21 protein-coding genes and 1 pseudogene are annotated in these 25854 nt (G+C 56.0%); 5 read left to right on the top strand and 17 right to left on the bottom strand.

Features of this window, described 5'->3' with window-relative positions:
• The 7 genes from GXN74_RS04895 to GXN74_RS04865 all read right to left on the bottom strand — a co-directional run bounded on the left by GXN74_RS04895 (position 1) and on the right by GXN74_RS04865 (position 7647).
• Positions 1-873 carry a carbohydrate ABC transporter permease gene (locus GXN74_RS04895; RefSeq protein WP_162369808.1) on the bottom strand — a complete coding sequence of 291 codons (873 nt, stop codon included), beginning with the start codon at positions 871-873 and terminating at the stop codon, positions 1-3.
• Positions 874-925: 52 nt separating this feature from the next.
• Positions 926-2230: an ABC transporter substrate-binding protein gene (locus GXN74_RS04890; RefSeq protein WP_162369807.1), complete on the bottom strand. Its 1305-nt coding sequence runs from the start codon at positions 2228-2230 to the stop codon at positions 926-928.
• Positions 2231-2232: 2 nt separating this feature from the next.
• Positions 2233-3321 carry a glycoside hydrolase family 88/105 protein gene (locus GXN74_RS04885; RefSeq protein WP_162369806.1) on the bottom strand — a complete coding sequence of 363 codons (1089 nt, stop codon included), beginning with the start codon at positions 3319-3321 and terminating at the stop codon, positions 2233-2235.
• Positions 3322-3337: 16 nt separating this feature from the next.
• The gene (locus GXN74_RS04880; protein ID WP_162369805.1) at positions 3338-4459 is read right to left on the bottom strand and encodes an ABC transporter ATP-binding protein; all 1122 of its coding nucleotides are present in this window, start codon (positions 4457-4459) and stop codon (positions 3338-3340) included.
• 407 nt (positions 4460-4866) lie between these two features.
• Positions 4867-5865: a substrate-binding domain-containing protein gene (locus GXN74_RS04875; RefSeq protein ID WP_162369804.1), complete on the bottom strand. Its 999-nt coding sequence runs from the start codon at positions 5863-5865 to the stop codon at positions 4867-4869.
• A gap of 131 nt (positions 5866-5996) precedes the next feature.
• The gene (locus tag GXN74_RS04870; RefSeq protein ID WP_246208598.1) at positions 5997-6407 is read right to left on the bottom strand and encodes a rhodanese-like domain-containing protein; all 411 of its coding nucleotides are present in this window, start codon (positions 6405-6407) and stop codon (positions 5997-5999) included.
• Positions 6408-6411: 4 nt separating this feature from the next.
• A complete protein-coding gene (locus GXN74_RS04865; RefSeq protein WP_162369803.1) occupies positions 6412-7647 on the bottom strand; it encodes a PucR family transcriptional regulator in 1236 nt (411 codons plus the stop codon).
• On the opposite strand from GXN74_RS04865, the pseudogene GXN74_RS14840 reads away from it, so the two are divergent.
• Together GXN74_RS14840 and GXN74_RS14700 are read left to right on the top strand one after the other, a co-directional pair.
• Positions 7558-8115: pseudogene (locus tag GXN74_RS14840) on the top strand (oxidoreductase); the annotation flags it as partial. The gene GXN74_RS04865 and the pseudogene GXN74_RS14840 sit on opposite strands and share 90 nt — an antisense overlap.
• A gap of 140 nt (positions 8116-8255) precedes the next feature.
• Entirely contained in the window at positions 8256-9737 is a 1482-nt protein-coding gene (locus tag GXN74_RS14700) for an oxidoreductase (protein WP_212505708.1), read from the top strand.
• 95 nt (positions 9738-9832) lie between these two features.
• Here the strand turns inward: GXN74_RS14700 and GXN74_RS04855 are convergent, their stop codons facing one another.
• From GXN74_RS04855 to GXN74_RS04835, 5 genes are all read right to left on the bottom strand, one after another.
• The gene (locus GXN74_RS04855) at positions 9833-11371 is read right to left on the bottom strand and encodes a UDP-glucose--hexose-1-phosphate uridylyltransferase (RefSeq protein WP_162369802.1); all 1539 of its coding nucleotides are present in this window, start codon (positions 11369-11371) and stop codon (positions 9833-9835) included.
• A gap of 33 nt (positions 11372-11404) precedes the next feature.
• Positions 11405-12562, bottom strand: coding sequence for a galactokinase (locus GXN74_RS04850; RefSeq protein ID WP_162369801.1), 1158 nt, complete (start codon positions 12560-12562; stop codon positions 11405-11407).
• Positions 12563-12575: 13 nt separating this feature from the next.
• Positions 12576-13592 carry a LacI family DNA-binding transcriptional regulator gene (locus GXN74_RS04845; protein WP_162369800.1) on the bottom strand — a complete coding sequence of 339 codons (1017 nt, stop codon included), beginning with the start codon at positions 13590-13592 and terminating at the stop codon, positions 12576-12578.
• A gap of 145 nt (positions 13593-13737) precedes the next feature.
• The gene (gene galE, locus GXN74_RS04840; protein ID WP_162369799.1) at positions 13738-14730 is read right to left on the bottom strand and encodes a UDP-glucose 4-epimerase GalE; all 993 of its coding nucleotides are present in this window, start codon (positions 14728-14730) and stop codon (positions 13738-13740) included.
• A gap of 138 nt (positions 14731-14868) precedes the next feature.
• Positions 14869-15795 (bottom strand): ArsR/SmtB family transcription factor, encoded by a 927-nt coding sequence (locus tag GXN74_RS04835; RefSeq protein WP_162369798.1) that lies wholly within the window; start codon positions 15793-15795, stop codon positions 14869-14871.
• 291 nt (positions 15796-16086) lie between these two features.
• Between GXN74_RS04835 and GXN74_RS04830 the strand changes: the two genes are divergently transcribed.
• Positions 16087-16827 carry a nuclease-related domain-containing protein gene (locus tag GXN74_RS04830; protein ID WP_162369797.1) on the top strand — a complete coding sequence of 247 codons (741 nt, stop codon included), beginning with the start codon at positions 16087-16089 and terminating at the stop codon, positions 16825-16827.
• 127 nt (positions 16828-16954) lie between these two features.
• Here GXN74_RS04830 and GXN74_RS04825 read toward each other — a convergent pair whose 3' ends face one another.
• From GXN74_RS04825 to GXN74_RS04805, 5 genes are all read right to left on the bottom strand, one after another.
• Positions 16955-17785, bottom strand: a complete 831-nt coding sequence (locus tag GXN74_RS04825; protein ID WP_162369796.1) for a sugar phosphate isomerase/epimerase family protein — start codon at positions 17783-17785, stop codon at positions 16955-16957.
• 12 nt (positions 17786-17797) lie between these two features.
• A complete protein-coding gene (locus GXN74_RS04820) occupies positions 17798-19120 on the bottom strand; it encodes a glycoside hydrolase family 28 protein (RefSeq protein ID WP_162369795.1) in 1323 nt (440 codons plus the stop codon).
• A gap of 10 nt (positions 19121-19130) precedes the next feature.
• Positions 19131-19979: a carbohydrate ABC transporter permease gene (locus GXN74_RS04815; protein WP_162369794.1), complete on the bottom strand. Its 849-nt coding sequence runs from the start codon at positions 19977-19979 to the stop codon at positions 19131-19133.
• 3 nt (positions 19980-19982) lie between these two features.
• Positions 19983-20792, bottom strand: coding sequence for a carbohydrate ABC transporter permease (locus GXN74_RS04810; protein WP_425481820.1), 810 nt, complete (start codon positions 20790-20792; stop codon positions 19983-19985).
• 122 nt (positions 20793-20914) lie between these two features.
• The gene (locus GXN74_RS04805) at positions 20915-22246 is read right to left on the bottom strand and encodes an ABC transporter substrate-binding protein (protein ID WP_212505706.1); all 1332 of its coding nucleotides are present in this window, start codon (positions 22244-22246) and stop codon (positions 20915-20917) included.
• Between the two features lie 293 nt (positions 22247-22539).
• Between GXN74_RS04805 and GXN74_RS04800 the strand changes: the two genes are divergently transcribed.
• Together GXN74_RS04800 and GXN74_RS04795 are read left to right on the top strand one after the other, a co-directional pair.
• Positions 22540-24306, top strand: coding sequence for a sensor histidine kinase (locus tag GXN74_RS04800; protein ID WP_162369793.1), 1767 nt, complete (start codon positions 22540-22542; stop codon positions 24304-24306).
• Between the two features lie 27 nt (positions 24307-24333).
• Positions 24334-25854: a response regulator gene (locus GXN74_RS04795; protein ID WP_162369792.1), complete on the top strand. Its 1521-nt coding sequence runs from the start codon at positions 24334-24336 to the stop codon at positions 25852-25854.

Here is a 25854-nt window from a genome sequence, read left to right as displayed (position 1 = left end):
TTATTCTACTTCCGTATAATGTACCCAGTGCTTCTCGGATTTGAAAGCCAGCAAGGTGAATACCATGATGACCACGAACAAGAACCAGGACAAGGCGCTGCTGTAACCCATGCGGAAATAACGGAAAGCGTTATCGTAAATATACAGCGGGAACAGGTAGGTCGAGTTCAGAGGACCGCCTCCCGTGATGATGTAGGGTCCGTTGAATTCCTGGAAGGCTTGGACCAACTGCATGATGAAGTTGAAGAAAAGGACCGGTGTGATCATCGGCAGGGTTACCCTGATGAACGTCTTGACCTTGGAAGCCCCGTCGATGCGCGCAGCCTCGTAGAGCGATTCCGGCACGTTCTTAAGCGCTGCCAGGAATATGACCATAGGCGAACCGAACTGCCACACGCGCAGAAGGCTGATGGTGAAGATGGCGTAATCGGGATTCCCCAGCCAACTGATGGAATCGACGCCAAAAAGCGCCAGGATCATGTTGACCAATCCGGTGTCCGCAAACAGGAACCGCCAGAGCACCGCAACCGCCACGCTTCCACCCAGGATGGAAGGCATGTAGTAGGCTGTACGGAAGAAATTCACCGCTTTCAGCTTGAAATTCAAAATGTACGCGATGAAGAGCGCGAACGCAAGCTTCATGGGCACCGTGATGAAAACGTAGCTCATGGTGATTCCAAACGACTTCCAGAACAGTTCCGTCTGGAACATGGTTTTATAGTTGTCAATCCCGACGAAATTCGGCGAACTCATCAGATTGTAATCCGTGAAGCTGAAGAACAGGGACGCAAAGAACGGAAACGCCGTGAAGACGACCAGACCGATCAGCCAAGGGGTGATGTAAAGCAAACCCTCATACTTCTTACCTTTCATATTTTCCTCCTTTTAAAACATAGAAGGGCAGGAGAACCGCCCTTCCATGGATCTACTTGGCCAGTTCAGCCAGCATTCTATTTGCTTCACTCGTAAGCTTTTCCGCCGCCTGTGCGGCGTTGATCTTGCCGTAACCCAGTTCTTCCATCACTGTTCTGTACAGGTTCTGGAGCTGGCTGTCTTCAAAGTAGGGGCTGATGCCGTTGCCCATGAATCCCCGTACCTTGACGTTGCCTTCATAATTGAGGCCGGCAAGGACACCCTCGCCTTCCAGCACTTCGATGGCGGCTGCGTTCGCCGGCACGCCTCTAGAGGTGCCGAGTATCTCCACAGCTTCCGGATCGGATACCAGGAACTCAAGGAGTTTTGCGGATTCTACGGGATATTTCGTGTTCTTGTTGATGGAGTATACCATGGATATTTTCGCCAGTGCGGATTCATTGTTGCCGATGCCCGTAAGGTAGTCGCCAGTGACCAGTTCCTGGTCGCCTTCCAATGCTGCCTGGAACTTCGCCACCGCACTGTCCCATTCGTATGTGGCGCCGTATTTACCCTGGATCCAGCTCGGAGTCTGGTCCATCGGGACGTTGCCGGCTGCGCCACGGGTTTCCATGGATGGGACCACGCCCTTGTCCACCAGGTCCAGATAGAAGTCGAAGCCTTCTTCCAGTTCGCCCAGCGAGTAGTTGATGACATTTTCCTCATTGATGAAGGGTTTGCCGTGCTTCTGTTCCAGATAGTACATGGACATCAGGAACGCCGCATATTGGTCAAGGTCCATAGGATAATAGTCATTGCCGAGGTTCGTCTTGAAAAGCTCTGCAGCTTTGTAGAGTTCGTCGAAGGTTGTTGGAATGGATGCTCCCGCAGCGTCATAGGCGGTCTTGTTGAAGTAGAACACCTTCCCGGTGACGCCCACAGGGATGCCGTTGATCTTTCCGTTGATGGTTGTCTGGTCCATTAGGGCAGGATCATAGTTGTCCAGGTTGATGTGGTCGGTAAGGGTGCTCAAGTCATAGAATCCGTTTCCATCCTTGGAAAATATGTAGAGCCAGTTCCAGTTGACCTGCAGCACGTCCGGCGCAGTGTTTCCAACCATCTGGGAGGTCACCTTCTCCTGATGGCCCTGCCATCCGCCGTATTCCGCCTCGATCTTGATCCCAGGGTTCTTGTCCTCGAAAAGACGTATCGCCGCAAGTGTGGCTTCATGGCGTTCATCGCCACCCCACCATGAGAAGCGCAGTTTGACTTCCCCGCCTTCACCACCACCAACATCCGTGCCACCTTTGTTTCCACATGCTGTGGTCAAAACCATGAACGCAAGCATCAGAGCAACAACCTTCATCATTTTTTTCATCACTATTCCCTCCAATTGTCGTTGTTATATCGAATCTGTTCGGCATAGGTCATCAGGAAGGCCCCCACACCCTTGTGGTCGTTGGGTATCGGCCGTTCACTGATATAGTAGGCATAGGTGCCGTCCCTGTAGGGTTCGTTCCCCAATCCCGCGACACCGCAAATTCCGCCAAGGACATGCCCTTCCCCATCCAGCTGGGTTGCAGCCACTTCGTTGAAAACCGCCGCTCCCTCGTCCCCATAGGATGGGTCGAGCAGGCCGATGCGCGCCCCCTTCAGAAAGGCATAGGCCGTCATCAGGGTTCCGGACGTTTCCAGATAGTTTCCGTCTTCTTCCCCTCTGTCCAGCACCTGGTACCACATCTTGGACTCAGGATCCTGCACCCGCATCATTGCCTCCACCGCATCCGACAGAATTGCCTTCAGCAATTCGGCACCCGGCGCATCCCCGAGCATTTCCGCCGTGTCCACCAGGGACATCAGGAACCACCCCATGGCACGGCTCCAGAAATGCGGGGAAAGACCCGTCTCGGGATCGCTCCAGCGCTCCTTGCGGCTCGCGTCGTATCCATGGTAGTACAGGCCGGTCTTTGGATCCCGCATTCTCTCCTGCACCGTTTTGAACTGGCGAAGCACATCCCAATAGCCGACGTCCGGTTCAAAATGCCTCAGATATCCGGCATAGAACGGCATGGCCATGTAGAGCCCGTCCAGCCACACCTGATTGGGATAGATGTTTTTATGCCAGAAGTTCCCTTCTTCCGTCCTTGGATGATGGAGGAGCTGCTGGTATTGCCGCACCGCGGCTTTCGCGTATTTTTCCTCCCCCGTGGTCTCGTGGAGGTAGAGCAGGAGCTTTCCGGTATTCACATTGTCGATGTTGTATTCCTTGAAGTCGAATCCCCGGATGTTGCCGTCTTCATCGATGCGTTCGTCGATGTACCCCTTGACGAAGTCGAGGTAGCGCCCCTCTCCTGTTGCATCGTAGAGGTCCGCCGCACCCTTGAGCACACATCCGTCTTCGTAGTTCCAGTGTTCCTTGTAGCTTTTGAACCGGCTTAGATACCAGTCCGCAAATTCACCTGCGTTCATCTTGATCCCCTTCTTCCTACAGTGTCAGGTTCTCTTCCGTTTCAAGATCGAACATATGGCACTTGGCAAGATTGAACCAGAACCGGTAGTCCTCGCCTTTGCGGATGTTCTTCACCTGTTCCGGATTGACCCGTGCGATGAACTGTGTCCCTGCCGCATTGAAGTAGATGAACTCCTCGTTCCCCATCTGCTCGACGACCCGGACACTGCCTGTAACAAAGCCCTCACCGCCTTCATGGACTTCATTGGCAATGATGTCTTCCGGCCGAAGACCGAATTTTATCTTCTTGCCCACATGGCTGCGTACTTTTTCAGCCTTCTCCTCCGGCAATGGAAGGACGCCTCCCGGTATGCTCACGAACACTTTTCCGCCCATCTCGACGATTTCGCCATCGACTAGGTTCATGGATGGTGCCCCGATGAATCCGGCAACAAAAAGATTCTCGGGCTTCCTGTAGAGGTTCATCGGCGTATCCACCTGCATGATGCGTCCCGCATTCAGGACGGTGATGCGGTCCCCCATTGTCATCGCCTCCACCTGGTCATGGGTGACGTAGATCATGGTTGCCGGCACCCCTTCGGCCTTGAGCATCTCATGCAGCTCCTGTATGCGTACGCGCATGGACACCCTCAACTTTGCATCCAGATTGGATAATGGTTCGTCGAAGAGGAAAACATCCGGCTTTCTGACGAGCGCCCGTCCCAGTGCCACGCGCTGACGCTGACCTCCGGACATCTCCTTTGGCTTGCGGTCGAGCAAATCCTCGATCTCCAGGTGCTTGGCCGCTTCGCGGACGCGCTGGTCGATGATGTTCTTCGGCGTCTTGCTCATCTGCAGCCCAAAAGCCATGTTGTTGTAGGCTGTCATGTGCGGATACAGCGCGTAATTCTGGAACACCATCGCGATTCCGCGGTCCTTCGGCTGCACCTCATTGACGCATTTGTCGCCAATCCAAATCTCACCTCCGGTGATGTCCTCCAGGCCCGCCACCATCCGCAGCGTGGTGGATTTCGCACACCCCGAGGGGCCGACAAACACCATGAACTCTCCGTCCTTGATTTCCAAGTCAATCCCGTGTACCGCCTTGAAACCATTTGGATACTGCTTTTCGACACTTTTCAGTACGACTTCTGCCATAACTTCCTCCACTTTGACTTATTCACTGATTATCCAATTGCTATCGCTTGTTTCACTTTGAATCCATTTCCGTAAGCTTGTACGACTTAAATCCCTTGATTAAGTATGTTTTTATGATACTATAATCTCATTTGTGTGTTAATGATTTATTTTGTTATTTCCTGCTTTTTTTTGCATTTCGTACATTAAATTGATATCATTCCCCTTTTATATAGGCATTTCGCTTGTTTTTTCCCTTGCCCGTCCAACACACGGCTCCGTTTTGATTCTTATTTCAATCTGTCATGTCACTTTTTAGTTCATTTTTACACCCCCATCCGACCCCTCTCCAATGCATCCGATTTTGCCGACACGCAAAAAAGGGAAGCGGATTTCTCCGCTCCCCAAGCATGGTTCTTGTGGTTCTTCTAAAGTTGGCGCCGGTCCACCACAGAGGTCCGTTCCACCAGCTTGTAGTTCATTTCAACGGTCAAATGCCTGAACTCCCCTTGAAAAAGATACATCATCTGTTTGACGGCAACGATGCCCATCCGCTTGAACGGAATCCTGATGGTTGTCAGCGGCGGGAAGGCGTACTTCGCCATGCTGATGTCATCCATGCCCACAACAGAAATGTCCTGGGGAATCTGATAACCTTCCTCCCTGGCAATATTCACAAACTTGATGCTGTCAGAATCGCAGAGCCCAAAGAAGGCATCCGGCACTTCCCGACTCCTCAACGCCTTGCGGATCCGGCTTTCCCAGTCCTTCGCATCTTCATAGGTCTGCAGCCAACCTTCCGGCCGGATACCCTTTTCCGCCAACGCCCTCTTGTATCCGTTGATTTTTTGCTCATCCACGAGGAATTCATCATACTTGCCAAGCGCCATGATCCGCTGGTGCCCCTTTTCCAGAAGAACCTTTATGACCTCATAGGCCGCCTGTTCCATATCCGGACCGATGCAATTGACATCCTTCATCTCAAACACATGGTTGACAAAGATATGCGGGATGTTTTTCCTCACCAAATGGGCCGCTTCCTTCAAATCATCCGCCTTGTTTTTTCCGATGACAAGTACACCAACCCTTTCTTCACGATTCCACTTCAAATAATCATCATCGATCTGTCTGCCCTCGCGCCTGCAAAGTTGTACAGCAATCCCGGACTCTTCCGCACTCTCCATGATGCCTTGGACTATTTCTGAAAAACCTTGAAATTCATTGTAATTGCTCGGAATACTGACCTCAATGACATAATTGTTCCGTTTTTGGACCTCATCCGTTTTATAGTTCAACTGCCTCATGGCATCCATAATCTTGACTTCGCTGCTCTTGCGCACATTTTGTCCATTAAGGAACCGAAATACGGTGCTTCTTGACACCTTTGATTTTTTCACAACATCCTCTATCGTCGCCAATGCGCCCACCTCCTTTGCTGATGACTTCATTATAATATATCTTCACAAAAAAATAAACACTATTTTGAAAAAATAGTGTCATTTTTTTGAGACAAATTGACAATGTCGGATTCCCCACTAAAAAAGGCGCCCACCCTTTTTCATTCGATCCCGTACTTCCAGTCCAGGATCCCGCCGAAGTCCAGCACCTGGGTGTATCCCATCTCCAGGAGCTTCCTGGCCGCCAACTCGCTCCGACGGCCGCTCCTGCAGTAGAGGAGGATCTTCGCCTCCTTGTCCGGCAGCATGTCCGGCGCCAGCCGTTCGATGTCCGCATCCGGAAGCAGGAGGGCCCCCGGGATGTGGCCACCGTCGTACTCTTCCTTAGTCCGGACGTCCACCAGCACGAAGGGCTCCTGTCCATCCATGACCGTCTTCGCCTCCTCCGGCGTGATCTTCCTGTATTCCGGAGCGCTTCCGCCCGCGCCGGGGGTGCCTCCCTGCGCACATGCCGCCAGCAGGACCCCGATGCCCAGGAGGATCACCCCTTGCATCCAACCGTTATTCTTCATGCCGTCACTCCTTTCCCGCATCCATATGGAAGTTGCACAGCAAATGCGTGCAGGTCATGGTGTCGTCCAAGTCGACGCCTGTGATCCGCTCGATCTTGTGCAGCCGATAGAGCAGCGTGTTCCGATGGATGTTCAGCTTCCCGATGGCCTTTGCGCTGTTGCAAAGGCAGGTCACATAGACCCTGAGCGTGTGTCCGTATTCCGTATTGTTCTCCCTGTCGAAGGCCTCCAGCAGACGGACCGCCGGATGGACATGATTCTCCTCCGGCATGTTCCTGCGGGCATTGGAAAAGATGCTGGAGACCACGTAGTCCCGGTATTTGTAGACCGGCTCCCCGCCGTCCATCGCCCTTCCCATCCGCAGGGCTTCCCTGGCCTGGTAACGGTGCTTCTCCAGCTCCAGAAGGTCGTCGAAAACCTCCCCCATCCCGATGGCCATCCCGAACTGTTCCAGGATCCCGCGGGCGGAGACCATGCAGCGCTCCACCACGTCCCCATAGGTCGCACCCTGGGGGATTCCGGAAAAAAGGATGTAGATCGTATCCCCGATGACGATGGAATGCACATTCCTGCAGCACTCGTCCAGCCGCTTGCGGATGTATTTCAAAAGGGCCTCCTCATGGGAGGAGGAAAGCTGCATGGCCGCAGCGACGCACCAGCGCTTCTGCAGGTCCACGCAAACCTGCGGGAGCCATTTCTCCAGCGCCGCCCGGTCCCTGATCTTCCCCTGGAAAAGGTCCTTCAGGAAGGCCGTCTGCAGGGAATGCCTGGACACCCGGAAGTTGTTCTGCTTCTGCAGCTCCAACCCCACGGTGCTGCACAGGAGGTCCGCAAACTCCAGATGCGTCTCCTGGAACCCTCCCTCCGGGTAAAGGATTCCGATGTATCCCTCCACCGTTCCGCAGACCTTGAAGTTCGACATGATCCTGGGAAGGCCTTGCACCATCCCCCAGTCCACATACATCGCCCGCCCACAGCCGTTGACCCTTTCAAGATAGCGCTCCTCCTTGAACCGCCGCACCATCTCCTGGGGGATCTGCCGGTTTTCCAACAGGGTGTCGAAAATCAGGTCGCCGATGGGCCTTTCGGGGACCTGGGCCAGCAGGTTGTACTCTGCGTCAACGATGATGATGGGCTTCAGGACGACCCCATGGGCCGCCCTGGCGATGGTTTCCATCCCGCCCGCCAGCAATGCGTTGAACATGGTCTGATAGGTCCTGTCCCTGTCCATCTCCTGCATGCTTCCACCCCTTCCTTTCCGATGGTTTCCATATCCAACAGTATACCACAATTTGTGCCGCCGCACAAAAAACCAGGACTTCTTTGTCGCTTTTTCTGTTGTCCGCCCCATGGGTTCTGCACTACAATAGAGTTTGATACTTCATCTACAAAGTCACGAAGGGATGGTGCTTGTATGTTGAAAATGTTCGAAAAGGGAAAAATCGGGAATCTGGAGCTGCGGAACCGGATCATCATGGACCCCATGGGGACCACCACCGACACCGACGGCGGTTTTTCCGCCAGGAGCATCCGCTACTATGTGGAAAGGGCCAAAGGAGGGGTGGCCATGGTCATCACAGGGGCCAACGTGGTGACGGAAAAATTCGAACCCCGGCCCTGCAACATGCTGGAAGGCTTCCGCCAAGTCGACCGGCTCAACCTGCTGGCCGACCAGATCCACCAGCATGGCGCCAAGTTCTGCGTGCAGCTCTCGCCTGGGCTGGGACGCATGGTGTTCACCGACCCCTTCACCCCCCCTACTCCGCCAGCGCGGTCAACGCCTTCTGGTTCCCGGACCTCATCTGCAAGCCTTTTGGGATCGAGGACATCCAGCATCTGGTCCAGCGCATGGGATTCTCCGCCTGCCTGGCGAAAAACGGCGGAGCGGATGCCGTCGAGCTGCATGCCTACGGCGGTTACCTCATCGACCAGTTCCAGTCCGCCCTCTGGAACAAGCGTACGGACGAATATGGAGGGGACCTCCAGGGACGCATGCGGTTCACCCTGGAACTGGTGGCGGAAATCCAGAAGACCTGCGGCAAGGACTTTCCACTGCTGGTGAAATTCACCCCCCACCACGGCATCCCCGGCGGCCGGGAACTGGAGGAGGGGATCGAGATGGCGAAGATGCTGGAGGCCGCCGGCGTCCACGCCCTCCACATCGACAAGGGCTGCTACGAACGCTGGTTCGACGCCATATCGACCGTCTATGAACCGGAGGCCGCCCAGATCGACCTTGCGGATGCAATCCGCAAGCATGTGCGCATCCCTGTCATCTCCCAGGGAAAGCTGGGGAATCCAGAGGTGGCCGAGCGGGTGCTGCAGGAAGGGAAGACGGATTTCGTCGGACTGGCCCACCAGATGCTGTGCGACCCCCACTGGGTCAACAAGGTCAAGGAAGGGAAGACCTATGACATCGTTCCCTGCATCGGCTGCAACGAATGCCTTTATGCCGGCTTCGCAGGCAAACATTACGTCTGCGCCGTGAATGTGGGGTGCTACCACGAGGACGACTACCCCCTTCTTCCCGCCCGGGAGAAGAAGTCCGTCCTGGTCGTCGGCGGAGGTCCCGGCGGCATGCAGGCCGCCATCGCCGCAGCGGAGCGGGGATTTTCGGTCGAACTCTGGGAAAGGCAGAACACCCTGGGCGGCACCCTGCTCGCCGCCGGGGCCCCCAGCTTCAAGGGGGACGTGCTCAAGTTCGTGGAGGTCTTCAAGAACAAGCTCTACCGGAGCGGCGTCGTCGTCCGTCTCATGAAGGAGGCGGCCGCGGAGGAAATCCTCCGGAAAGGATTCGACAAGGTCATCCTGGCTGCCGGGGCAACCCCCTGCCTCCCTCCCGTTCCAGGCATCGATGGAGGAAATGTCTGCACCTCCACCGCCGCGCTCCTTGGGCAGGCGCCGCTGGGCAAAAAGGTGGTCGTCATCGGCGGCGGTCTGGTCGGATGCGAAACCGCCCTTCACATCCAAGAAACAGCCGACCAGGTGTCCGTCGTCGAGATGCTGGACGACATCCTGCTGACCGCCGACCACTGCCTCAACAACGACCAGAAGCTCCGGCTGCTGATCGCCGAAAGCGGAATGGCCATCCACACCAAGGCAAAGGTCACCAGGATCGGCACGGACTTCGTGGAATTCGAGAAAGACGGTGCAACAGACAGGATCCCCTGCGACTCCGTCGTCATAGCCACCGGCTACAAATCCAACAACCAGCTGGCAAGGGAGCTGGAAGGCCAGATGGACCTGAGCGTGGTGGGAGATGCGGGATCTCCCAGGAAGATCCTCCATGCCGTGCATGAAGCCTATCACGCCGTCCGGCTGTACAGCTAGGAACAGACGGGAATAGGCACGCAAAGAAGAAGCCGCGTTTGGAATGTCGGATTCCAAACGCGGCTTCTTCTTTGCGCTCCTTTACGGAAAGGCCTTTACTCCCGCACTTCCCGGGGCTCCCCCATCCCCAGGCCTTCCCGCTGGAAGCGGAGCAGTCCCGCCTGCCCCGGGCCGTCCATCTTGTAGACGCCGGCGCAGTCCAGCACCTGGCCGAACTTCACGCCCACCTCTGCCTTCACAAGCTCCATGGCTTCCTCCGCTCCATGGCGGTTTCCATATTTTCCGAGGAGCTCCCGGGCCCAGGCCCTGTGGTGCTCCATCCCCGGGTCCAGTTCCTCCAGGCCCTTCGCACCCGCCAGCAGGTCCCGGACCTCCAGCAGCTCCTGGTCCAGCCGGGCCGGGAGGACCGCAAGCCCCATCACCTCGATCAGGCCGATGTTCTCCTTCTTGATGTGGTGCAGATGGGCGTGGGGGTGGAAGATCCCGTCCGGATGGCTTTCATCCTGCCGGTTGTTCCTAAGCACCAGGTCCAGTTCGAATTCCCCCTTGGCGTTTATTCGGGCGATGGGGGTCACGGTGTTGTGAGGGGTGCCGTCGGTGAAGGCATGGATCTTAAGGTCCCTGTCCTCCCAGGTCTTCCAGGTCTCGAACACCTCCATGGCGAAGTCCACCAGCTGGCCCTTGTCCCTGCCGGAGGCCCGCACCACCGACAGGGGCCACTTCAGGTTCTCCACGACCATGCCCGGATAGCGGGGGTGGCTGAACCTCCGGGTCACCTTGGCCACCTCCATGGGGAACACATGGTGCCCTCCCTGGAAATGGTCGTGGCTCAGGATGGAGCCTCCCACGATGGGCAGGTCCGCGTTGGACCCGACGAAGTAGTGGGGGAACAGTTCCACGAAGTCCAGCAGCCGCTGGAAGGTCTCCCGGCTGATCTTCATGGGCACGTGCTCCTCCTTGAAGATGATCGCATGCTCGTTGTAGTAGACATAGGGGGAGTACTGGAAATACCAGGGCTCCCCGTTCAATGTCAGGGGCAGCACCCGGTGGTTGCTCCGGGCCGGATGGTTCAGGTTCCCCGCAAACCCCACGTTCTCCAGGCAAAGGAGGCATTTGGGGTAGTTCGTGGCCGCCGCGTGCTTGGCCTTTGCGATCTCCTTGGGGTCCTTCTCCGGCTTGGACAGGTTGATGGTGATCTCCAGGCTGCCGTACTCCGTCCCCGCCTCCCAGACCTTGTTCCTGGCGATCCGGTCCATCCGGATGTAGTTGGCGTCCTGGGAAAGCTTGTAGAAGAAGTCGGTGGCCGCCTCCAGCCCTTTTTCCCTGGAGATCTCCTGGAACTTTCGGTGCAGCTCCGACTGGCGGGGCAGGAGCTGGGCCATGATTTTTGCGTCCAGGATGTCCCGTTCCGTCACCGTGTCCTCCAGCAGCCCCCGGGCCACCGCATCGTCCAGCAGCTCCTCCAGGATGGGGAGGGGGGAGGACAGCTCCTCCCCTTCCAGCTGCCCTTCCCAGGGCTCCGCTATCTGCAGCAGGTCCAGAAGCTGGTTCCGCACCTGGGGGATGTCCAAGGTTTCCATCATGCCTGCCGCAAGGCCGAAGCCCAGCAGCCTCTCAATGTTTTTTGCGCTCATGGGTTTGCCATCCTTTCTTCCTTGTCTGTGCCATCAGATTCTGGATGCTCCCGCTCCTACGTCCACCACATAGAATTCGGGCTCCAGTCCGGTTGCCGCCGCATAGTTCTCCCCTACGGTCTTGATGAAGTCCTCCACCGCTCCGGCGCGGACCAGGCTGACCGTGCAGCCGCCGAATCCGGCGCCCGTCATCCGGGATCCTATGGTCCCGTCGACCTTCCAGGCCTCTTCCACCATGGCGTCCAGCTCCCTGCCGGTCACCTCGTAGAGGTCCCGCAGGGACCGGTGGGAGGCGTTCATCAGCTCCCCGAACCTGGCCAGGTCTCCTGCCTGAAGGGCCGCCGCCGCCTCCAGGGTCCTGTGGTTCTCCCACACGGCGTGTTCCGCCCTCCTGGCCGGGGCCTCCTGGTCGATCCTGTGCCTGTGGGCCTGGAAGGCGGCCGGGTCCAGGTCGCAGAGGGTCTCGATCTCTACCACCTCCCGGAGCTTGGCCAGGGCGTACTCGCACTCGGACCGGCGCTCGTTGTACTTGGAGTCCGCCAGCCCCCGGCGCTTCCTGGTGTTTCCGATGACGATCCGGATCCCATCCAGCACCAGGGGGGCATAGCTGTATTCCAGCGTCTTGCAGTCCAGCAGCATGGCGCTGTCCTTGCGGCCCATGCATACGGCGAACTGGTCCATGATGCCGCAGTTCACGCCCACGAAGCTGTTCTCGGCTTCCTGGGTGAGGAGCACCAGGTCCATGGGGGCGATGCCGCAGTCGAAAAGGTCGTTCACCAGCACCGCCGTCAGCACCTCCAGGGAGGCGGAGGAGGAAAGTCCCGCGCCGTTGGGAATGTTCCCCCAGTACAGGATGTCCATTCCCCCCACCCGGCATCCCCGGTTAAGGAACCCCTTCACCACCCCTTTGGGGTAGTTGGCCCAGTCGTCCGCCTCGTCGTAGACAAGCCTGTCCGCATCCACCTCCACCTCCAGGTCGAAGTTCAGGGAGGCCATGCGCAGCTTGTTGTCCTGCCGCTTCCGGACCGCCCCGTAGGTGCCGAAATCCAGGGCGCAGGGGAACACGTGCCCTCCGTTGTAGTCGATGTGCTCCCCGATCAGGTTCACCCTCCCGGGGGCGAAGAAGGTTTCCACAGTTTCCCTCTCCCCGCCGAACTTGTCCACAAATTCCCGTATCATTTTTTCCTTCATCTTATCCTCCTGCTCATGTGCTTCGGATGACCAGATCCGTCTGCATGATGATCTTCCTTGTTTTCTGCTTGGGCTCCCCAATGACCTCGAAGAGCCGCTGGGCCGCCGTCTGCCCCAGCCTTGTCATGTGGTGGTCCACCGTGCTGATGGGGATGTCCGCAATCTCGCTGATCAGGGTGTTGTCGAACCCCATGATGGAGATCTCCCTTCCGGGCACCAGCTTCAGCTCCCGGACCGCCCTAAGGGCCCCCAGGGCCATCCAGTCGTTGCAGCAAAGGAGGGCGTCGAAGGTTCCCTGCCGGTCCCCCAGCGCTTCCCGGACGGCCCGCCGGGCCTGCTCCACCGTCTCCTGCCCGTTCCCGTCCGCAATCCGCAGGACCTGTCCCCCTTTCGGCTCCAGCCCCTCTTCCGCCAGGAACTCCCGGTAGGCCTCCTCCTTCACATCGTAGGAATGGCTCCTGTTTCCCCGGAGGAAGGCGATCCGCCGGTGTCCCTCCCGGAGGAAGTGCCCCAAGGCCTCCACCGCACCTGCGACCTCGTCGTTCAGCACGTAGTTGCAGTCCACCCCCTTGTACCAGCCGTTGACCAGCACCAGGGGAATCCGCCTGCCCACCTTTTCATACAGGCCGCTTTTCACGTTCTCCGTCTGGGGGTCTATGACGATGATCCCGTCCACGCTCCGGTTCAACAGGGTGTCCAGCATCCGCCGCTCGTTCCCCGGATCCCCGTCGGTGGTGCAGAGGAAGGTGATGTAGTCCTGGGGCCTGGTGTGCCTGTCGATCCCCTTGACCACCTGGGAAAAGAAAAGGTTTTCTATGCTGGGCGTCAAAATGCCGATGGTGTGGCTCTTGTCTTGGATCAGGCTCCTGGCCAGCAGGTTCGGCTTGAACTGCAGGGCTTCGATGGCCTCCTCCACCCGCTTCCTCGTCTCCTCCTTCACGGGGTAGTTCTTGTTAAGCACCCGGGAGACCGTGCTGTTGGACACGCCCGCCCGCTTTGCCACTTCCTGTATGGTCGATCTATGTTCCATGGGAATTCCTCCATTCTGGGTTGGGAAAGGTTATGAAAATCAAAATCTATAGAAAAGGTTTTCTATCCTCTCCAGTATAAATCCGGTCCCACAGGAAGTCAAGACCGGATCCCGTCCATGGATGCTGTTCCATCTTTAAGGTTCCCTATTCTTTTTTGTATCCCCTGGGATGGCTCTTGTGCCAGTTCCAGGCGGAGCCGATGATTTCCGTCAGGTCCGCGTGTTGGGGATTCCATCCCAGGACCCTCCTGGCCTTCTCGCTGGAGGCGATCAGCTTGGCCGGATCCCCTGCCCTCCTGGGGGAAACCACCGCCGGGATAGGGTGTCCCGTCACCTTCCGGGCGGTCTCGATGACCTCCTTCACGGTGAAGCCCACGCCGTTGCCCAAGTTGAAGATGCCGCTTTCCTTCCCTTCCAGAAGGTGCCCCATGGCCAGGATGTGTGCCTGGGCCAGGTCGGTGACGTGGATGTAGTCCCGGACGCAGGTGCCGTCCTTGGTGTCGTAGTCGTCCCCGAAGATGCTGATGGCCTCCCGCTGGCCGTTGGGGACCTGGAGGATCAGGGGGATCAGGTGGGTCTCCGGATCGTGGGCCTCCCCGATGCTTCCGTCCTCCAGGGCGCCGCAGGCGTTGAAGTAGCGCAGGGACACGTACCGCAGCCCGTGGGCCTTCCCGGTCCAGTGGAACATCCGCTCCATGGCCAGCTTGGTCTCCCCGTAGGTGTTGGTGGGCTCGGTCCTGTCCGTCTCCAGGATGGGCATCCGCTGGGCCTCCCCGTAGGTGGCCGCGGTGGAGGAGAAGACGATCTTGTCGATGCCGTGGGCCACCATGGCTGACAGCAGCACCTTGGTGCCGCACAGGTTGTTGTCATAGTACTTCAGGGGGTCCGTCATGCTCTCCCCCACCAGGGAATTGGCGGCGAAATGGATCACCCCGTCGATTTTTTCCTTCTGGAAGACGCTGTCCACGAACGCCCGGTCCCGGATGTCCCCTTCGTAAAAACGGGCCTTCGGATGGACCGCCTCCCTGTAGCCCGTCTCCAGGTTGTCCACCACGACCACGTCCGCCCCCTGTTCCACCAGCGCGTGCACCGTATGGGAACCGATGTAGCCCGCTCCTCCCAAAACCAGAACTGTCATCCTGTTGTCCTCCCTTTTCTTGTCCGCCCTCCCCCCGCTCCGGGAAAAAGGGATTTCTATTGTTTCATTATTTCTGTTATATAACATATTTGCTGTTGTTTTAATCATACCCCTTTTTCCGAAGGTTGTAAAGGGGTTTCAGCTGGCGGCATAGCCAATTTTCATCACGATATTTTGTGCATGGTCACCAAAACAGTCCCCGAATAGGTTGAAGCCGCCCTTGTGGACCGCCTCCTCCTTGACGCCGATCCGGACGGTGATGTAGTCCCCGCCTTCCAGCCCGAAGTCCGAAATCTTCCTATCGCTCCCCTGCTCCCCGTCCACGAAGCATCCGTTTACCGTGAGCTTCCAGGTCTTGAGGATCCCGTACTGGGTGTTCTTGTCCGGCCACCATTCCGGGTTCAACAGGCCCCTCCGGCCCCCCAGGTCCCCGGGGCAGGTCCAGGTCCCCGCCTCGAACCCGTTCACCCAGAGGGTGATGTCCGAGGGATGGTCCAGGTTGTACTCGTGGTCCTCGGAGCAGAGCTCCATGGAGACTTCCAGGGACTCCACTCCCTTCCCCTCCAGCCTCTGGGCCGGGAACCGGTACTCCAGATGGCCGTGGCCCACCCAGAGGAGCTTGGCCTCCAGCCGCTCCGGCAGGTAGAAGCTTCCGGGGTCGTCCTCCCTGCCGATGGGGCCCCTGGCTCCGGCCATGCCGCAGGTGGGGTGGGCACGGCAGTCCACGTAGGCGCCGATGGGCATCCGCACGACCTCCTCCTGCCGCTCCAGGTTGCCGGTGGTGTCCAGCTCCACGTAGACGTGGTCCAGGACCACCCGGCACATCTTCATGGAACCCCGGATCCCCGGCTGGAGGTTGGTCCGGATGATTCCCGCCTCCTCCAGGACCTTCACATGGGCGGCGGCGGAAGAGGGGGGGATCCCCAGGATTTCGGCGATCTCGTTCACGTTCAGCTCCCGGTGGCGGAGCTGGCGCAGGATTTCGATCCTCGCATCCACCGAAAGGGCCTTGGCGATGGCGGCCAGCCGCCCCTTGTCGTCCAGGTTCATCTTGATTGTCTGCATCCCGTTCCTCCCTGCTTTTCCTTTTAACCCATTGTACAACAAATGCGCACTTGGGGACAGACCCCAAGGGCGCATTTGTTGTCGGATTCCAGAAATGGCCCCAGTCCCACCCGGGCTCCACCGCCCTGTTTCCGCAATGCCGGGGCCTGTCATCACCGAGAAACACGAGGCGGTCGTCCTTGCCGATGCGCCCTGGGGTCTGCGCACTTGGGGTCAGACCCCAAGTGCGCATTGTAACTACCCCAGCCACATGGTAGAATGAATCAAACCTTGCATAAGGAGGACAAAAGGATGTACACAACAGGAATGTTTCTACCGATGCTGCTGCCCTTAACTTATCTTCTAGTCATCATGGGGGCCATGATTGGAATCAGGCTTTTCTTCATCAACATCAGATACAAGAAATCCCGCTATGGGGTAGTGAGCGGAAACAATTTCTTCAACACCGTGTTTGACAAGGGCAATTATGGCGAGTTCCTGACCTTCGGATTGCTTGAGAAGCTTCCGGGCGAAAACAGGCTTTTGACGAACATCTATGTCCCTAAAGAGGATGGCACAACAACAGAAATTGACGTGCTGATGATCAACCGGTCAGGACTCTATGTTTTCGAGTCAAAAAATTACAGCGGTTGGATTTTTGGAGATGAAAAAAGCAAGAATTGGACACAGTCGTTGAAGGGTGGAAAGAAGAACAAGTTTTTCAACCCCATATGGCAGAACAAGGCGCACATGGGCGCATTGACAAAACTCCTGGGGGAAATCGACAGCAGCCTCCTCCATTCCTACGTCGTATTCAGCGAACGGTGCGAATTGAAGAAAATCACAATGACATCGCAGAACGTGAAGGTGCTCAAGCGCAACGCACTCTATGCCGCCTTGAAAAAAGACATCGTAAGCAAACAGCAAGTCCTGTCGGAAGAACACGTGGCGCACCTGTTTGAACGTCTCGAAAAGCATTCTCTTGCGGACGAGGACACAAAGAAAGGGCATATCCAGAACGTGAAGGAGAAGTTGGAAAAAACCGTACAATAACTATTGTGCGTACCGTGGGACTATCCCCAAGCGCAGTAATGAATTGTACGATAGAAGGGCTCCGGTCCGCAAACAGTTGTTTGCGGACCGGAGCCCTTCTATCGGCTTGTCGGATTCCAGGAAGGGCCTATATATCCGACATTCTCTTTTTCAAAAAGAATAAACTCTCCCTCAGCTCGTCCCCTGTCAATTCCTCGACGATGATGTCCACTTCCCGTCCAAGCCCTTTGATTTTGCCGCAGAGCCTGTCATAATCCATCAAGCCTTGTCCTATGGGGACCCGCTTGATCCCATCCCCCTCCAGCACAAAATCCTTGGCGTGAACGAGCGCGATGCGGTCGCCGAAAAGACGGAAGGCTTCGTCGATCATCCGGTCGGCTTCCCTGTAATTCGCCTTGTGAAGGAAACTGACCGGGTCGAACACCACCCTTAGATTGTCGGAAGGTATGCGTTCGATCAGCTCCGCCATTTTTTCGGGGCTGTAGACGACATGGTCATAGGCGCCTTCGATGCCTACCTGGACCCCCACCGCTTCCCCCGTCCGCACCAGCTCCCCGATGACGGCTGCGGCCTTTTCAAACGCCGCCTCCGTATGGTTTTCCGGATGGAACTTCCATTCCGCATCATAGGAGCCCGTTTCCGTGCCGACCAAAGAGCCGCCTAGATCTTTGGCGAACTTCAAATATTCCTTGAAACGTTGGACATCGGATTCCAGTTCTTCGGGCCGTTCCAGCAGGTTGAAGTAGCTACCCACAATGGATACCCGGATGCCCTGTTCCTCGAATGCCTTTCGTATTCCGGCTGCAGTTTCGGCGTCCATCGCCCCTGGTTTGGACGAAACCCCTCGGATCGCCTTGTATGCGACCAGCTGTACCGCTTCGGCACCGAATTCCTTCATTTTTTCCGCCAGTTCCTGCGGTTCCATGGTTCCTACGTCATGTCCTCTGGTTCCTACCATGCTTTCTCCTTTTCAGCCCCGCCAGACCTTTCCCGACACGTTTTCGCAATGTTCGCAGCTGCCTTCCTCGGAAAACAGGGACCGGTCATCCTCGCTGATGGAAGTCCTGACGTCTTTCATCTCCACGCCGTCCACATGGCGCAGGAAGATTGGGGAGCTCTTTTGTTCCAAAATCCCGTTCCCGTCCGGAATGGGACGCAGGTCGTAGAACCCTTTCGGCCATTTGCTTTTGCTTCTGAGTGTGACGCGGATTTTTTCGAACGCCAGGTCTTTGATCGGCGTGTTTTCGTTTCCCGAGATGAAGATGCCGTTTTCACCATCGCAGGTGATGTTCTGGAATCGGACGCGGCTGACGCTGCCGCTTTTCGTTTGGGCGTCCCTGTCATGGGCGGTTATCACGATCGGTTCGGCGCATCCCCACCAATCCCCGGAAAACCTTCTTGTCTCGATGATGATGTTGGAAAAGCTCACGTTGCGCACGTTGCCCCCGTCCCTGACTTGGATGGAGATGCCCCGGTTGCTGCCGGTGATGATGCAGTTGTCCACCAGGACATTCTCGAAATCGTCCACCCCTTCCGTGCCGATTTTGATCGCCGCACTGGTCGAAACCAGAGTGCAGTTCGTGATGACTACGTTCCTTGTGGGGCCGTATTCCCTGTTGCCCACAGTCGTCTTCAGGCAGATGCAGTCGTCCGCACAGGTGATGTGGCAGCCGGAGATCCGCACGTTGGTGCAGTGGTCCGGATCGATTCCATCGCTGTTGGCCACATCCAGGTCGTTCAGGATGCGCAGGCCATGGATCGCCACATCATCCGATCCGGCGGGGTGCAGCGTCCAAAAGGGCGCGTTGCGCATGGTGACGCCCGTGAAGGTGGAGTGGTTGCAGTGTTCGGTGTAGACCAGGGTGGGGCGGGGATAGAAGTCCCCTGTCACATAGTAGGGGCTGACCCGTTTCACAAAGGCATATGCGTTCCCATCGATGGCACCTTCCCCGGAAATCGTAATGTTGTGGGCATCCTTCGCGTAGATGAATGCATAGGACGGTTTTCCCGTTACCGGATTCCCCACCCTTTTCTCCTTGTCGGCAACCCCTTCCCCGTTGGGCCGGATGTAGGTGCCGATGTCGCTGTGGGCCTTCAGGACGGCCCCTTTTCCGATGTGCAGGTCCACATTCCCTTTCAGTTCGATGGAGCTTGCATAGTAGGTTCTGCCGCTCTCCAGGAGGACCCGTCCTCCACCTGCCTCATGGCAGGCATCGATTGCCTTTTGGATTGCAGGAGCGTCGTTTGTTTGCCCGTCTCCCACAGCGCCTGTGTCCAGTACGGAATAGATCATGTTTTTCTCCCTACCCTTTCAGACCCGAGGTGCTGATCCCTTCCACCAGATACTTCTGCAGGAAGATGAAGATCAGCATGATCGGCAGGATCGACAGGGTCGCCATTGCAAACATGGCGCCGTAGTCGGAGGACGAACCTGGATCGCTGAACAGCTTCAACGCCAGACTGACCGGATATTTGGATGAATCGTTCACATACAGGAGTGCGGAAAGGAAATCGTCCCATCTCCAGATGAAGGAGAATATCCCCCCTGTAATCAGCGCCGGTGTGATTAGCGGCAGGATGATCCGGGCATAGATTCCGTAGAAGCTGCAGCCGTCTATCCTGGCTGCCTCGTACAGCTCATTCGGAATCCCTTCAATGAAGTTCATCATCAGATAGACAAAGAATCCCTGGATTGCAAAGAAATAGGGGGCAATGAGCGGATAGTATGTGCCGACCCATCCCAACTTCTGGTACCACAGGTACTGAGGGATCATCAGCACCTGCGCAGGAAGCATCATGGAAAGCAGCATCGCGACCAGGAGGGCTTTCCGGCCCCAAAACCTGCCCCGGGCGAACCCGTAGGCCACCAGGGAGGACGAAAGGACCGTTCCTACCGTCGCGGTTACGGAGATGAAAAGGGAATTCTTGAAGAACGTGTCGAACCCCACCTTGGCGAACCCTTTCCAGCCGTTGACGTAGTTGTCAAAGATGAACTTGGAAGGGATCAATTGTCCCGCTGTGGTGAAGATCGTATTGCTTTCCTTGAATGAACTCATGACCATCCACAACAGGGGATAGATCATCAGGATGCCAAGACCTGAAACGACAACCAGATAGATGACTTGCTTTAGTGATTGGTTTTTCTTTTTCATTGTCTACAGCCCCCCGTCGTATACCCAGAACCGTTTAGTTGCAAAGAGGAACCATGTGATCAGGCCGATGATGAGCAGCATCACCCACGCCAGCGCTGCGGCGTACCCCGTGTTGTAGAACTCGAACGACTGCTGGTACATGTAAACCGTATAGAACAATGTGGAATCCATCGGTTTCCCTTGTGTGATGATGTAGCATTGGGTGAACGCCAGGAATCCGTTGATGGTCTGCATGACCAGGTTGAAGAAGATTGTTGGTGTCAGAAGCGGCAGTGTAATGTTCCAGAACTGCGACCATTTGCTAGCGCCGTCCACATCTGCCGCCTCATACAGGGATGCAGGGATCTGCTTCAGGGATGCCAGGAAAATCAGCATTGAAGACCCGAATTGCCAAACCGCCAGAATGATCAGAACCCAAATCGCCGTCCGCGTGTCACCCAGCCAGGAGAAGTCCCTGTTCAACCCGAACAGTCCCAGCACGTTGTTCAGGACGCCGTCTGTGGCGAACATCCTTTTCCAGAGGATTGCTACGGCTACCGAGCCTCCGATGATTGAAGGCAGGTAGTAGACCGCGCGATACATGGGTGTCAGTTTGGTGGACTTCACCAGCAGCAAGGCCACAATCAATGCGAAGATCAGCCGCAGCGGCACGGATGCGAAGGCGAAGTAGAACGTCACCAAAACCGTCTTGTAGAATGTGGGGTCCCCGGTGAAGATTTTCACATAATTCTTGATGCCGACCCAAACGGGCGGAGCCAAAATGTTGTAGTCGCAAAAAGAATAATATAAGGAAACAAGCATTGGAACAATCATGAACAGTAAGAATCCTATGATGAACGGAAGCGAACAGACCACGCCGGCTATGTTATCCTGATACAATTTTTTCCTAATCGCAGCAATTGTATTTCCCATTACATTGTCTTCCTTTCCTTCCCCTACTGCAGCAGGACGTTTGCCTTTTCAACAAACTGGTTGGCAGCTTCTTCCGCCGTCATTTTTCCATAGCAAACCTGCTCCTCCAATTGGCTCAGCAACTGATAGACTTCAGCCGATTTGCTTGGCGCAGGGGGATTGATCTGGGATGAGTTCGGCATCACCACTTCGTTGATGTACTTGGTGACGTCTTGCTGGGTCTTGCTGAGCTGTGGCAGGATGGCTTCTGCCACTTCCGTTGAGATCGGCACTCCGCGCTCTCCCAAAAGGATGTTGTTGGCGTCTACGGAATTCGTCCAATAATCGATCACTTTGACGGCCTCTTCAGGGTTCTTGCTGTTGACGCCTACGGACAGGAACATGCTGGGCTTCACGTAGTTGGCCGCTTTCACGTCTTTGGCGGGCCAGGAGGTGATTCCGATTTCAATGCCATCGGCATCCGCTGCGGTCTGCATGGCAGTCAACTGGTTGGAGAAGAAGAATCCGCACCAGGAACGGGAATCCGGAGAAGATCCGTACACCAGGGGATCCTGCTCGACGGAGCCTGCATTCCGCTCGGTGAAGATCGTGGGAGACACATACCAGCCTTCTTTGATTCCCATTTCATAAAGGTCGAAGTAGGCTTTGTAGTCTGCCGGGTCCGTGGAACCCAGTTGTTCGCCTTCGAAGAAGTTCACGCCGTTGCCGCGCAGCAGGTATTCGCTGAAGTTGTTGCCTTTCTGGTAGGCGATGTTCGTTTTGTAGCCCGTCTTACCATAAACCTCTTTGCTCAGTGCGATGAACTCGTCAATCGTCATGTTGTCCTTGACTTCGATGCCGGCTTCGTCCAGCAGCGTCTTGTTGTACATGAGCGCCGGCGCGTTGACGCCGATCGATATGCCGTAGACGCCTCCGTCGATGGTTCCCACCTCAACGATTTCTTCCGACACGTTCGACAGGTCCAACAAGCCGCTTTCGATGTAGGGTTTCAGGTCGACCAGCAGGTCGTTCTGCACATATTGTCCCAGGTACGCGTAGTCCATCTGGATGACATCCGGCAGCGAACTTCCCGCAGAAGCGATGGCCAGCTTGTTCCAGTAGTCCGCCCATTCGGAGAATTGTCCGTCGAATGTCACGTTGGGGTTTTCTTCCGCGTACAGGTCCAGGGCCGCCTGTGTCCTTTCGTTCCTAGCCTGGTTCCCCCACCAAGTTACGACCAGCTGCACTTTCTCCCCGTTGCCTTCCGCCCCGCCGCCTTGCGCCGCATTCTGTCCCGTGTCTTCTGTTTTGCTGCCGCATGCGGACAGGCTGGCCATCACAAGGATCATCACCAAAATTTTCGCAAGTTTTTTCATAATAACTGTTCGCTCCTTCGATTCGTCAGATTGATTTGTTCCCTTCACCTTTTTATCTCTTAACATGGTTTCATTATAGCCAGTCTTTGCCTTGTTTTGAAGAGAATAAACCGGGTGCCTGCTCCAATAAACCGACTGTGCCCTATGCCAAACCGCTTGTGCGAGCCTTCCACTGTACAAAAAACCGACAACCCCGTGTGAAAAACCGGGAGTCGTCATAAAAACAGTGTATTTGTCTTGAAATTTCATTATACTGTAGTTAATCAGGCTTACATTCAGGAGGTCATGCCATTATGATTCCATCCAAGCGCATTGCCAAATGGGTCGCCAACCTTCCCTTGAAAAGGAAGATCATGGCGATCATCATGATCATACACGTTTCCATGTTGAGCACCATGCTGATTTTCGGCATCAAGCTGGTCATCCAGTCCAACAACAAGCTGATTTACGAGTCTACCGCCTCCGCCCTGTCCGGCTCTTCCTATTATATAGAAAACACCCTGGACAATGCGACAGTCCTGGCCAACATCATGCTGGCCGACCCCACCATCCAATCCAACCTCTCCATCCTCGCAATCTCCGGGGACAGCATCGTGCAGAGGTCCGCCTACCAGTCGCTTTACTCGAATCTGCTGAACCATTACGCCGAGTTCAAAAAGAACCATATCACCAATATCAGTCTGGCCACCGGTTATTCCACCGTGGACACCAACCGGCTGCTTTCCCTGGCAAGCCCCGAGGAGGTCAGGATGGACATCCTGGGGCGCGCGCTGGCTGCGGATGGGGCCATCGCATGGGTCACCGGAAACGGTCAGGACCATGGCATGTTTCTGACCAGGTCCATCCGGAGGATCCAGAATCTGGACTTGTCCACCATCGGCATCCTTACCATCACCATCGATCCGGATCAAATGATCCGCTCGGCCACCCGCTTCAGCCAGCAATACGATTCGGCCACGTATGCCTTGTTCAATGAAGAGGGGGCGTTGATTTACAGCTCCGATGCCCTGGCATCCCCGGAAGCGGCCTCCATCCCCAAAACACTTTCGGGCTCCTACGACGTGGTCACCTTGGACGGACACAAGTACTTCGCGGTCCAAAGCCTCCTGGAGAAGTACGGCTGGACCTACATCAGCCTTGTCCCCTATGATTCCATCTATGATTCCATCCGTGTTTCCTACATGGTCTATGCGGGTGTCGTCTGCGCGGGGATCCTCCTTGCCATGGCCCTCTCCTCGCTGCTCACGCGTCTGCTCGTCCGCCACTTCGACAATCTGGTTCTGAAAATGCGGAAATTCAGCAGCGACACCGAGGCCGTGCCGGTGGGGGGATATGACTATTCCGAAAGGACGGACGAATTGGGCCTGCTCCACAGGCAATTCGACGACATGGCGACAAGGATCCGGTACCTTCTAAACGAGAATTACCTGAAGGAATTGCTGATCAAGGAGGCCCAGATCAAGGCACTGGAAACCCAGCTGAATCCGCATTTCCTCTACAACATACTGGAATCCGTCAATTGGCGGGCCAAGGCCATCGGCGCCGAAAAGATCTCCCAGATGGTGGAATCCCTTGGAAGGATGCTGCGGAGCACGCTCAGCAGGGAGGAGGGGCTGATCACCTTGAAGCAGGAGCTGGATTTCATAGGCGACTACATCACAATCCAGCAGCTCCGTTTCGAGGAGCACCTGGTCTTCCATCAGGACATCCCCTCCGCCTATCACGACGCTCTGCTGCCTAGGCTTACGATCCAGCCACTGGTCGAAAATGCCATCCATTATGGACTGGAGGAAAACCTCGACGGATGTTCCATCGAGCTGTCCCTTCTGCATGCGGACGATGACCTGTTCCTGTTCGTCAAGAACAGCGGCTCCACCATCGACCCGGACCTGCTGGAACTGCTCGAGGGGAAGTCCGTACAACCTGGCGGTTTGGGGATCGGACTGCTCAACATCCACAAGCGGATCAGGCTCACCTTCGGGGCACCCTATGGCTTGAAACTGTACAACGAAGAGGGGCATGCGGTCGTCTGCATCCACATCCCCTACCGCAACCATTAACCATTTCCATCTGCAGGGAGGCAACCTATGCTAAGACTGGTCATTGTGGATGACGAGCGGATCATCCGGGAAACCATCAACGACATCATCGATTGGAAGGGCCTGGGGATCAATGTCGTGGGGTTGTGCAAGAACGGCATCGAGGCCTACGACACGATCCTCGACGAGTATCCTGACATCGTCATGACGGATATCAAAATGCCCGGTCTGTCAGGACTGGAACTGATCAAGCGGCTTTCCGAAACGGACCGCAGCATCGAGTACATCATCCTGTCCGGATACGGTGAATTCGAATATGCGAAGGAAGCCATGAAATATGGTGTCAAGCATTATCTGCTGAAGCCGTGCAACGAACACCAGATTATGGAAGTCATCAACACCGTCAAGGAGGACTGTTACCGGAGAAAGGCGCTCCACGACCTGCAGCAGGAAAGGCAGCTGCTGATGGTCAACATGCGGAAGACGATCATTAGGAACATCCTGATCGAAGGGCTTTCCAATGAAGCCGACCTTCCTTCCCTCCTGCGCCAGTACGGCATGTATCTGGATTTCCGCCACACCGGCTACCAGGTAGCCTACTTCCATTTTCTCGATACGGAAAACCTGGAGGGCTTTTTGGAAAAAATATATGCCTATATGGCACAGCATTCGCCGGGACTGCCTGTATACCCCATTTATGTCCAGCAGACGCTGTTGTTCTTCTTCGAATCCTTTGACGTTTCCTATGCCGACATGGACAGCTTCTTTTCCAATGCGTCCGCATCCCCCGCCGGTGACGGGATCAAATATGTACGGCAAGGTTTCGAGAATCTGGAGCTTCTTCTGGAGGAAACCTTGGGGCGGTTGCGCCGGTATGAAGTGGTCAATCTGATACAGGGGACGCGCATCAATCCGGTCTACAATTACCGCTTCCTCATCGACCGGATCGGGACCTTGTCACGTCAGATCCACGAAGCATCCGGCGACCTCCGCCAGCAGCTGATCAACGAACTGGACGAGCAGCTCCTTTCCGTCAACGATGTCAGCTTCTTGAAAACCCTTGTGTCCAACCTGCTTCTTAAAAACCCGCACCGCCAACTGACACCTGTGCTGACCTCCGAAATCCTTCTGGAGCTCAACGATAGCACTGAGGCTGGGGATGTCCTTCACCTGTTCAACCTTCACCAGAAGGAAATCTTCGGCGCTTCTGACGGCTTGGAGCACAAGTACAAGGATTTCATCGAGAAAATCATCTCCTATGTGGAGGAAAACCTTTCCAACCCAAGCCTTTCCCTGAAATGGATCGCCGAAAACCACCTTTTCATGAATGTGGATTACGTAAGCAAGCAATTCATCAAGGAAACCGGCGACAAATTTTCCGCCTTTTTGACCAACACGCGGATCCGGAAGGCAAAGGAGCTCTTGCTTGATTGCGGGATTGAAAAGATATACATCGTGGCGGAAGCGGTCGGCTGCGGCAACAACCCCCAATACTTTAGCCAGGTGTTCAAAAGGAATACCGGCATGACACCCACCGAATACATCAAAAAAATGAATGGAGGAAACTAG

It is taken from the genome of Anaerotalea alkaliphila (genome assembly GCF_010179735.1).
Taxonomy (GTDB): Bacteria; Bacillota; Clostridia; order Lachnospirales; family Vallitaleaceae; genus Anaerotalea; species Anaerotalea alkaliphila.
This window is presented reverse-complemented; position numbering and strand designations above follow the sequence as displayed.

Coding starts and splice junctions, on each gene's coding strand:
- GXN74_RS04895 (WP_162369808.1), bottom strand. CDS start 873: ATGAAAGGTAAGAAGTATGAGGGTTTGCTTTACATCACCCCTTGGCTG.
- GXN74_RS04890 (WP_162369807.1), bottom strand. CDS start 2,230: ATGAAAAAAATGATGAAGGTTGTTGCTCTGATGCTTGCGTTCATGGTT.
- GXN74_RS04885 (WP_162369806.1), bottom strand. CDS start 3,321: ATGAACGCAGGTGAATTTGCGGACTGGTATCTAAGCCGGTTCAAAAGC.
- GXN74_RS04880 (WP_162369805.1), bottom strand. CDS start 4,459: ATGGCAGAAGTCGTACTGAAAAGTGTCGAAAAGCAGTATCCAAATGGT.
- GXN74_RS04870 (WP_246208598.1), bottom strand. CDS start 6,407: ATGAAGAATAACGGTTGGATGCAAGGGGTGATCCTCCTGGGCATCGGG.
- GXN74_RS04865 (WP_162369803.1), bottom strand. CDS start 7,647: ATGCAGGAGATGGACAGGGACAGGACCTATCAGACCATGTTCAACGCA.
- GXN74_RS14700 (WP_212505708.1), top strand. CDS start 8,256: ATGGGATTCTCCGCCTGCCTGGCGAAAAACGGCGGAGCGGATGCCGTC.
- GXN74_RS04855 (WP_162369802.1), bottom strand. CDS start 11,371: ATGAGCGCAAAAAACATTGAGAGGCTGCTGGGCTTCGGCCTTGCGGCA.
- GXN74_RS04850 (WP_162369801.1), bottom strand. CDS start 12,562: ATGAAGGAAAAAATGATACGGGAATTTGTGGACAAGTTCGGCGGGGAG.
- GXN74_RS04845 (WP_162369800.1), bottom strand. CDS start 13,592: ATGGAACATAGATCGACCATACAGGAAGTGGCAAAGCGGGCGGGCGTG.
- galE (WP_162369799.1), bottom strand. CDS start 14,730: ATGACAGTTCTGGTTTTGGGAGGAGCGGGCTACATCGGTTCCCATACG.
- GXN74_RS04835 (WP_162369798.1), bottom strand. CDS start 15,795: ATGCAGACAATCAAGATGAACCTGGACGACAAGGGGCGGCTGGCCGCC.
- GXN74_RS04830 (WP_162369797.1), top strand. CDS start 16,087: ATGTACACAACAGGAATGTTTCTACCGATGCTGCTGCCCTTAACTTAT.
- GXN74_RS04825 (WP_162369796.1), bottom strand. CDS start 17,785: ATGGTAGGAACCAGAGGACATGACGTAGGAACCATGGAACCGCAGGAA.
- GXN74_RS04820 (WP_162369795.1), bottom strand. CDS start 19,120: ATGATCTATTCCGTACTGGACACAGGCGCTGTGGGAGACGGGCAAACA.
- GXN74_RS04815 (WP_162369794.1), bottom strand. CDS start 19,979: ATGAAAAAGAAAAACCAATCACTAAAGCAAGTCATCTATCTGGTTGTC.
- GXN74_RS04810 (WP_425481820.1), bottom strand. CDS start 20,792: ATGATTGTTCCAATGCTTGTTTCCTTATATTATTCTTTTTGCGACTAC.
- GXN74_RS04805 (WP_212505706.1), bottom strand. CDS start 22,246: ATGAAAAAACTTGCGAAAATTTTGGTGATGATCCTTGTGATGGCCAGC.
- GXN74_RS04800 (WP_162369793.1), top strand. CDS start 22,540: ATGATTCCATCCAAGCGCATTGCCAAATGGGTCGCCAACCTTCCCTTG.
- GXN74_RS04795 (WP_162369792.1), top strand. CDS start 24,334: ATGCTAAGACTGGTCATTGTGGATGACGAGCGGATCATCCGGGAAACC.